Annotated in this window: 5 protein-coding genes; 3 read left to right on the forward strand and 2 right to left on the reverse strand. The window is 62.9% G+C overall.

The genetic code is table 11. From position 1 onward, the window contains the following. Positions 1 to 332: 332 nt before the first annotated feature. Positions 333 to 1,988 carry an ABC transporter permease gene (locus GE027_RS15815; protein WP_153558182.1) on the forward strand — a complete coding sequence of 552 codons (1,656 nt, stop codon included), beginning with the start codon at positions 333 to 335 and terminating at the stop codon, positions 1,986 to 1,988. 33 nt (positions 1,989 to 2,021) lie between these two features. Then, complete coding sequence (locus GE027_RS15820) at positions 2,022 to 3,836, forward strand: HEAT repeat domain-containing protein (RefSeq protein ID WP_162006759.1); 1,815 nt, start codon at positions 2,022 to 2,024, stop codon at positions 3,834 to 3,836. A gap of 11 nt (positions 3,837 to 3,847) precedes the next feature. Here GE027_RS15820 and GE027_RS22855 read toward each other — a convergent pair whose 3' ends face one another. Further along, positions 3,848 to 4,594 (reverse strand): helix-turn-helix transcriptional regulator, encoded by a 747-nt coding sequence (locus GE027_RS22855; protein ID WP_162006760.1) that lies wholly within the window; start codon positions 4,592 to 4,594, stop codon positions 3,848 to 3,850. A gap of 32 nt (positions 4,595 to 4,626) precedes the next feature. Then, positions 4,627 to 6,447 carry a sulfatase-like hydrolase/transferase gene (locus GE027_RS15830; protein WP_162006761.1) on the reverse strand — a complete coding sequence of 607 codons (1,821 nt, stop codon included), beginning with the start codon at positions 6,445 to 6,447 and terminating at the stop codon, positions 4,627 to 4,629. Between the two features lie 143 nt (positions 6,448 to 6,590). On the opposite strand from GE027_RS15830, the gene GE027_RS15835 reads away from it, so the two are divergent. Continuing rightward, positions 6,591 to 8,780 (forward strand): sulfatase-like hydrolase/transferase, encoded by a 2,190-nt coding sequence (locus tag GE027_RS15835; RefSeq protein WP_153558186.1) that lies wholly within the window; start codon positions 6,591 to 6,593, stop codon positions 8,778 to 8,780. The last annotated feature ends 441 nt before the right edge of the window (positions 8,781 to 9,221 follow it).

Genomic DNA, 9,221 nt, shown 5'->3' on the forward strand with positions numbered 1-9,221 from the left:
ATAGAAACGTTTACTCCCCTCTCCCCCCGAAGCCTGGCGAGCCTAAGCGAGTCAGGCTTCGGGGGGAGAGGGGTTGGGGGTGAGGGGGCAGCACAGCAGTACTGCCCGCATCATCCTTCCTAACTTTGATGCCGGACGCGGCACATGAATCCAGTGCAAGGAGTCAGACAGTTGCGCCGGAGGCCCCTCACCCCCAACCCCTCTCCCCGCCGCTCTTGGGCAAGCTCCACTTGCCCAAGAGCGGCGGGGAGAGGGGAGTAAAGGTCAGAAGATTTGCGATTTGCGATCTGCGATTTGAGATTGGTTTCGTTTCCCTTGTTTGTTGACCGCTGATGTTTGTCATTCTGCGTCGTGAATGCATGGCCATCGCTCGGACTCGCCGGGCCGCGGTGATCCAGTGCTTGCTGGTGCTGGCCTTTGCGGCGCTGATCCTGATCCGCTGGCCGGCCGATGCCCGTGCGGACCTGGCCGGCGCCAATGCGCAGGACCTGTTCGGCTTGTTCGCCTATGGCTTGTTGGCCTCGGTGGTGTTGCTGTCGCCGATCTTTCCGGCGACATCGATCGTGATGGAACGTCGCAGCGGGACGCTGGCGCTGCTGTTGAATTCGCCCTTGAAAGCGCTCTCGATCTACGCGGGCAAGATGTTGGCGGTCCTGGCCTTTGTGGGCCTGTTGCTCGTGCTCTCGCTGCCCGCGGCGGCGGCCTGTTATGCGATGGGCGGGATCGCGCTACAGGAACAGCTGGTGGTGCTGTACGCGGTGCTGCTGTTGGTGGCGGTGCAGTACGTGGCCCTGGGGTTGTTGGTCAGCAGTTTTGCGACCAGTGCCGATTCGGCCATGCGCTTGACCTACGGGTATGTGTTCGTGACGGCGGTGTTGGTGCTGGGACCTTACTTTCTGTTTCAGGGCGACGCGGGACTGGTCGCCGCGGCCGTGGCTTGGCTGCGCTGTGTTTCCCCGATTCCGGCGGTGATGACGATTACCGGTCAAGCGGATTTGGGGTCGCAGGAGAGCATGAGCGGCTGGGGTGCGGTCGCACGGTATGTGTTGTTGGCCGGGCTGTCCAGTTTGGCGATGCTGGCCTGGACCGTGTATCGCTTGCATCGCCGCTGTATGGATCGGCCTCGCAGCCAGGGAACGATCACGGACGATCAAGCCTTGTCGCGGCGAGTGGTGCGCCGGATGGTTTTCGTCGTGGACCCGAGCCGCCGCAGTCGCGGCATCGGCAACCGCACGAATCCCGTGATGATCAAGGAGTTCCGCACGCGGCGATTTGGCCGCTCGCACTGGATGATCCGGTTGGTGATGATCTGCGCCGTGCTGTCCTTGTTACTGGCCTTGGCGGTCACCACCGGCAGTATTCGGTTGCAACTGGAAGCGGTGGGCGGACCGCTGGTGTTGCTGCAGATGGGATTGTTGGTGATGTTCCTGCCGTCGCTGGCGGCCGGCTTGATCAGCAGCGAACGCGAGAACGGTGCTTGGCCGCTGCTGCGGACCACGCCCTTGTCCGGCGGAGCGATTGTCCGCGGCAAATTGTTCAGTGTGTTCTGGACGATGTTGTTGCTGATCGCGTCGACGATTCCCGGTTACCTGGTGATGCTGTACATCCAGCCCACGGTGTGGGTCCAGGTGGTGTACGGATTCGTGAGTTTGTTGCTGGCCGGTTTGCTCGCTTTGATGATCAGCGCCACGGTGGGCAGTCTGTTCCGCCGTACCGCAGCCGCCACGATCACGGCCTACATCTGCGTGCTGAGTCTGTTCGGCGGGACGATGCTGGTGTGGTTGGCTCGCGACGCCCCGTTTGGATTCGCGACCGTCCAGGCGGCTCTGTCGATCAACCCCATGGCGGCCGCGTTGTCGGTGTTTCGTTTGCCCGGTTTCGAGCAATACGATTTGTTGCCGATGGCTTGGTATGCATCGGGCGTGGCGATCGTCGTGCTGTACCTGGCGATGCGGCTCCGCGTTCAACAATTGACCCGACCCGAGTAAGCACCGATGTTGTCGAGAAAAACCGGAACCGTTTTGTGTCCACTGCCTGTACTGTTCGTCCTCGTGCTGGGGTTGTCGATTTCAGCCGCGGGCTGGGCGCAGGGGCCAGGCACCGCGGAGATGTCGTCGCCGGCGGTGGACCCAGCCGCCGGAGATTCGCCAGCGATCTCTTGGCGGTATCTCGAACGACCGCACCTGCCCTTGAAAGAAACCGAGTTCGTGTGGTTGGCGTCCCTGCCCGACCGCTGGACACGGTGCTTGCAGGCCGACGAAGCGGACCTCAACCGCGACGCGGCCGAAGCGATCGTGCAGGCGGTGGGTTTGGGAATGCCCGTGGCCGAGGACTGGGCGGCGGAACTGCGGCGGTTGGTCCACGATGGCGGCCGGCCGCTGGAGTGCCGCGTGGCCGCGGCGCAGGCCCTGGTCGCGATGGATCAGCCGATCGACGAAGCCGGCTTTTGGTCGTCGGCAGCGGATTGGCCGCTGGCGTTGGCGGCCGTCCTGGAACCGGCCGCTGCCGCCTGGGACGTGGGCCGGCTGCGGCCGCTCTGGCTGCGGCGAGTGGAAGCCGCGGCGGCGACGCCCCAGCCGAGCGACGCCCCGCATCCCCTGCAGGTTCGCCTGGCGATCGAGGCCTTGGGACAGGTTGCGGCTCCCGCGGCGACCGCGCCCCTAACGCGTTTGCTCGGCGCGCCCCACGCCTCGCCGGCTCTGCGTTTGCAAGCGGCCACGGCGCTGGGAAGAATCGGTGATCCGGCGGTGGTGGAACTTGCCCAGCAGCAGTTCGAGGCGGCGGGCGACGACGGGCCGGAGCAGTTGATCGCGATTCGGCTGCTCCGCCGCCAGGACTCGCCGGAGACCGTGGCGTTGCTCGAGCGCTTTGCCGATTTGCCGGACCGAGCCGTAGCCGGCGAAGGGCTGCGGCAGCTGCGTCGCTTGGCACCCGCGCAGGTCGTGGCCCGAGCCGACCAGAATATCACCGACCGCGACGCCAACGTGCGCAGCGTGACGGTTGCCGCGCTGAGCACCGCCGCCGACCGGCGGAGCGTCGGGTTGTTGGCCCAAGCCTTGGACGATCCGGTTCCCGACACGCGGCACGCCGCTCGAGATTTGCTGTTGGCCTTCGCCCGGCGCGACGAGCTTCGGCCGGCCGTGATCGCAGCGGCCACCGGCGCGGTGCGCAGCGATCGTTGGCGGGCGCAGGAACAGGGCCTGATGATCGCCACACAGCTGCAGCGTCGCGAGCTGCGCGAGGATGTGTTCGCGTTGCTCGACCACGAACGCAGCGAAGTGGCGATCACGGCGGCTTGGAGCATCAAGCGGTTGAGTACGCAGGCCTGGGGCGCGGAGGTGCTGCGGCAAACGACGCAGCGATTGGCCGGCTTGGCCGACCGGTTCGATTCCACCGCAAGCGGCGTGGCCATGCATCTGGTCGAGACCCTGGGAGAACTGGCCTGGCAAGAGGGCGCCGAGCCGCTGATGCGGTTGGTTCCCAAGAACGCCCCTTACGAACCCGCGCTGCGGGCCGCCGGCGTGTGGTCGCTGGGCGAGATCTTGAGGGGGCAGCCCGAGCAGAAGGTCATTACCGCTTTACAGCAACGGCTGGCCGACGCCGGTTCGATGTTGCCCGAGCACATTCTGGTTCGCGGGATGTCGGCTGTCACGCTGGCCAAGATGGGCTCGGACGACTCTCTGGAACTGCTGCGTCGATTCGAACGCGAAGAATCCTTGAATTCCTTCGTCGGGGCCCGCGCCGCTTGGGCCGTGGCTCAGTTGACCGGCCAAGCCATGCCCGAAATTCCGGCACCCGAGACGAACCTGGGTGGTTGGTTCGTCCAGCCGCTGTGATCCATCGCGGCTCAGACGTGAAAGTCGGCGAAGCCGTTTTCCTGGAAGCGGACCATGGCTTTGGCCAGGTCCAGCGGCGAGTTCAAACCGATGCGTTCGAGCAGATGGTTGCGGCGGTTTTCGACGGTGCGTTTGGTGATCCCGTGTCGCTCGGCGATCACCATCAGGTTGTCGCCACGGGCCAGCGCGACGGCGATCTCGCGATCGCGGGTGTCCAGCTTCTGAAACCGGTCCCACTGCTGGGCCAGCGACAATCGCCGCGTTTCCGGATTGCTGTCGGCCCCCACGATCTTGATTAATTTCGCCACACCCAGCATGGCGATGCCGGGATTGTGTTTGTCACTAATCACGCGTTTGCCGGTACGAAACAGAAAGCGGCGGCCGCTGCTGTCGGAACCAAAATGATCGAAGATCAAACGATCCGCTCCTTGGCTGATTAACGCATCGCTGGCATCTGAAATGGCGGCGAGCGAGTCGTCCAGGAAACTGCCACCGACCCGGCCCACCGGAACGCTCTCCTGAGCAAACATCTGGACGTAGGCGGGGTTGGTGTACAGCAGACGAAAGTCGCCGCCCTTGATGAATACCGGCGTCGTCTCGGCTTCGAGCACGGAGTTGAGTTGACCGTTTTGGGCTAAGCATGTCGTGACCCGTGAACAAATCTCGTCGACCAAGCGGGCAAAGGCGATCTGGTCTTCAAGTGTAGAACTGTCCGCCGGTGGAATGTCGGGCGGTGGGGAAGAATCAGGTGATGGCATGAGGAGGTCGCGTGCAATCCGTTGGAGAGAAATTAGGGGACGTCGGCGGGACGGATATAGACGTAGTACGCCCCACCGAGCGGTTCGCCTTGTTGGTCGTAGAACATCGACGAAATCTTGGTCGGCTCCTGCGTTTGGATGTCCATTTCGAAGGTCGCCGCGGTAGCGTCCGGATCGACCTGCTGTTTCTGCTTGCCAACGCCTTCGATCGACAACTCGGCTTGAGCGATCGGGAGGCTTTTGCCTTCCTGCGACCCGCTCTGACCGCCCAGCGGGCCGCCGTCTTCGCGGGGCCAGCGGCGCAGTTCTATCTGGTAGCGGCCGGGTTTGTCGAAGCGGATCGAGTGGGTGTTGGTGCCTTGGACGGCCGACTTGACCGCCCGCTGGTGCCAGGGCGACATGTTCGCACCGATCCAGCTGTGCGACATCAACGTCAGATCCGATTCCTTTTCTGGATCGACCACAAAGGGTGGATAGGGTTGCCAGTCTTCGCTGATGGCATCCCACCATTGGTCGTAGGCCGCCGACAGCGACTGGACCACTTCGGGGTACTGTTCGGCGAGGTTGTCATCGGTATCGCGGTCGGCTTGGAAGTCGTACAGCTCGGGATCGGCCTCGGCGGAACTGCGGATCAGCCGCCACTTGTGAACGATTTTGCCGTCGCGCACTTCGTCCCGCATCACGCAGGCCCGCGACCACTTGTTCAAATCCGCGGTTCGCTGGGTGTCGACCACGATGGTGCGTCCTTGGGGTTCGGCATCGGAATCGAGCAACAGCGGCTTGATGCTCATGCCGTGCAGGGGGTGTCCACCCGAAGGTCTTTGCAGATCGAACATGTCCATGAACGTGGGCAACAGGTCCATCGCGGCGGTCAGGGGCGTGACGTCGCGCGCCGAATCGGGCGAGCCGCCGAGGCCGCCGTTCTTCCAGCGCACAAAGCAGGGCACGTTGTGACCACCGTCGTAGTGGCTGCCCTTGCGGCCGCGCAGGCCTCCCGTCCGCCGGCCCGTCGTGCCGTTGTCGGTGGTAAAGATCAGCAGCACGTCGTCCTTCAGCCCTTCGGCTGTGAGAAACGCGTCCAAGCGGCCCATGTTGTCGTCGACGTTCTCGATCAATCCATCGAAGCCTTCTTTGTAACCGTGCGGCGCGTTGAAGGGACCGTGGGCGGCGTTGGTGGGAACGTAACAGAAGAACGGTTTTCCTTCGCTGACGGATTGCTTGACGAACCTCTGCGAGCGTTCGAACCACAGGTCCGTGCAGAACTTGTCGGCTTCGAAGGTTTCACCGTTTTCCCAGTACACGTCGGGGTCGGTCGGGTCGCCTTGGTAGTCGACGCCCGAGTAGTAATCGTTGTTCCAGTAATCGGGACCCTGCCCCACGCCGCCGCCGCCGTGGACCACGGCCGTATCAAAACCGCGGAAGCGAGGCGAGAAGGGATAGCCATCGCCCAGGTGCCATTTGCCAAAAATGCCCGTCCGCCAGCCGTTGGCTTGGAACACTTCGGCCATCGTCTGTTCGTCTTCTCGCAGCAGTTCGCGGCCGGCGATCGTGTGCCACACGCCGCCGGCGTTGACGCTGCGGCCGGTCATCAAGGAGGCCCGCGTGGGGGCACACGTGGTGCCGACGTGGAAGTCCGTCAGCCGCACGCTCTGCCGATACAGTTTGTCCAGATGCGGCGTTTCGAGGCTGCTGGGGTACAGCCCGTCGATGTCGCCGTAGCCGATGTCGTCGATCATCACCAGGATTACGCCTTTGGGCACGTCGGCCGCCGATAGCGATGCCGTGCAGCACACCAGGGACGCGAGCACAACCAGAAAGCCGGCGGGCTTGTAGCGGAAGGGATTCATGTCCATTGGTTTATCCAGAAATGAGAGGCGTGAGAAGACAATCATAGTTCATCGCCGCAGAGTCATGTTAAAGTAGCGGCAGTACCCACGCGGCAGACGGTGCGTTCGCCGCGGATGATTGTCCGGCACCTTTGTACCCTAGAATCGTTATGCCAAGTCGACTGTTCGCTGTCTTGTTGTTGTCCCTGGTGGGCGGCTGGGCCTCGGCCGACCAACCGCCCAATATCGTCTTCTTCTTTGCCGACGATCAAACGACCAGCACGCTGGGCTGCTATGGCAACCCGATCATTCAAACGCCCAACATCGATGCACTGGCCGCTCGCGGGACGCGCTTCGAAAATGCATTCGTCAGCCAGTCGATCTGCTGGGTCAGCCGCACGACCATCCTGACCGGTTTGACCGGACGCAGCTACGGCACGCCGGCCAACCCCGACGTGGCCCGGCCCGAGGCGGTGCAGACGCTGTACTCGGACATCCTCCGGCAGCACGGATACCGCACCGGCTACTTCGGGAAATGGCACGCCAAAATGCCCAAGGGCTACCGCCAACAGGATCATTTCGACCAGTTCGAAGCGATCGGCCGCAACCCGTACTACAAACCGCAACCCGATGGCAGCCTGCGGCACGAGACCGAATTGATCGTCGATCGCGGCATCGAGTTTTTGAAATCGCAGCCGGCCGGCAAACCCTTCGCTCTGAACATGTGGTTCAACGCCTGCCACGCCGAGGACGGCGATCGCCGTCCGGGCATCGGGCATTTCCCCTGGCCCCGAGCCGTCGACGGGATGTACGAAGATGTGCAGATCCCCGAGCCGCGGCTGAATGACCCACAGGTCTTTGAAAAACTGCCCGCGTTCCTGAAAACCACGATCAATCGCGAACGTTACTTTTGGCGCTGGAACACCCCGCAGAAGTACCAGACCAATATGCGGGCCTACTACCGCATGGTCAGCGGGATCGACGGGGCGATCGGTCGCTTTCTCGATGCCCTGGAAGAAGCCGGCCTGGCCGACAATACGATCGTCGTGTATTCGGCCGACAACGGTTACTACATGGCCAACCGCGGGCTGGCCGGCAAGTGGTCGCACTACGAAGAATCCTTGCGAGTGCCGTTGATCATTTCCGACCCTCGCGTCGACGCGTCCCAGCGAGGCCAAGTCACCGACGCGGCCGCGCTGAACCTGGACCTGCCGGCCACCTTCCTGGACTGGGCCGGCGCCAGCGTGCCGGAATCCTATCAGGGCCACAGCCTTCGCGAAATCGTCGCCGAGGGCAAGCCGGACGACTGGCGCACCGAAACTTTCCACGAACACTTTGCCGTCCGCAATCGCATCCCGGCCTTCGAAGGCCTCCGCAACGATCGCTTCAAGTACGTGCGCTACATCGATCACGGCAACCACGAGTTCCTGCACGACTTGCACAACGATCCCGACGAATTGGTGAATCTGGCGGGCGACCCCGCGCATGCCGAAACCTTGGCGGCGATGCGGCGACGAACCGACCAGCGTGTCGAGCAGCTCGGTGGGCCGCTGGATCCCCTTCGCGGCAACTTCAACGCGTCCACCGTGCCGCATCCCGAAGCGGCCGCTGCGGTCAGCCACGGCCGCGATGCGGAAGGGTTTACTCGCATCTTCAATGGCAAGAACCTGGCTCAGTGGGCCGGCGATCCTCGGTACTGGTCGGTCGAAGACGGGGCTCTGACCGGCGCCACCGACGGACGGCTGAAGATGAATCGCTTTATCAGCTGGAAAGGTTCGACGGTCCAGAATTTTGATCTTCGTGTCAAAGTGAAAGTGACCCCCGGCGGCAACAGCGGGATCCAGTATCGCGGTACGTCGCGGCCCGACCTGGGCCTGGACATCGTGACGGGATACCAGTGCGACGTGGTGGCCGATGTGCCCAAGTACAACGGCATGCTGTACGAGGAAAAGGGACGCCGCATCCTGTCGCACACCGGCGAGAAAGTCGTCGTCGATCCCCAGGGCCAGCCCTGGGTGGTCGATACGTTTCCGGTGAAAACGTTTGCACCGAATGTGTGGCACGATTACCGCGTGCTGGTCCGCGGCAACCATCACCAGCACTGGATCGACGGACATCCCACGGCCGATCTAATCGATTTGGACAAAGCCGGACGCGCGCTCGAAGGCGTGTTGGCGGTACAGGTGCACGTGGGACCCGCGATGAAAATCCAGTACAAGGATTTTCGTATCAAACACCTGCCCGATGACCTGCCGTTAGCGACGGCCGAGGATCATCCGATTCCCGCCGATGCCCGTGGCGTGCGGCCCCAAGGCCGGTTGCCCAAGGATTGGCAGCCACCGATCTACGGCGAACAGTAACGGTTCGTTCCTCACGACTTTCCCAGAGGGGACTCTTGAAATACTCCTGACTCTAACGGATTCTATGTGTCCCGACGTTTACTCCCCTCTCCCCGCCGGCCTGGGCAAGTGGTGCTTGCCCTGGTCGGCGGAGAGAGGGGTTGGGGGTGAGGGGCCTCGGGCGCAACTGCATGCAACTCCGTATCGCGTAGACTAGACGCGTCTGGTATCGCCCGGCAAAACAGAGAAACGTTGCTGCTCTGCTGTCCCCCTCACCCCCGGCCCCTTCTATGAACTCCGGTTTGTCTAGGGGGCGAAGTAAGGAATTTCGTTTTTTTGCTTACTGCTTTCATTGGCCTTGCCTCGCAGACGCTTCCTGTTCCTGTGATAGCGGACTTTAGGGCACACAAAACCAAGCTGAAATCATCGCCTGTATTCGTTAAGGATGCCTGCAGACAACAC

This window comes from Roseimaritima sediminicola (assembly GCF_009618275.1).
GTDB lineage: Bacteria > Planctomycetota > Planctomycetia > Pirellulales > Pirellulaceae > Roseimaritima > Roseimaritima sediminicola.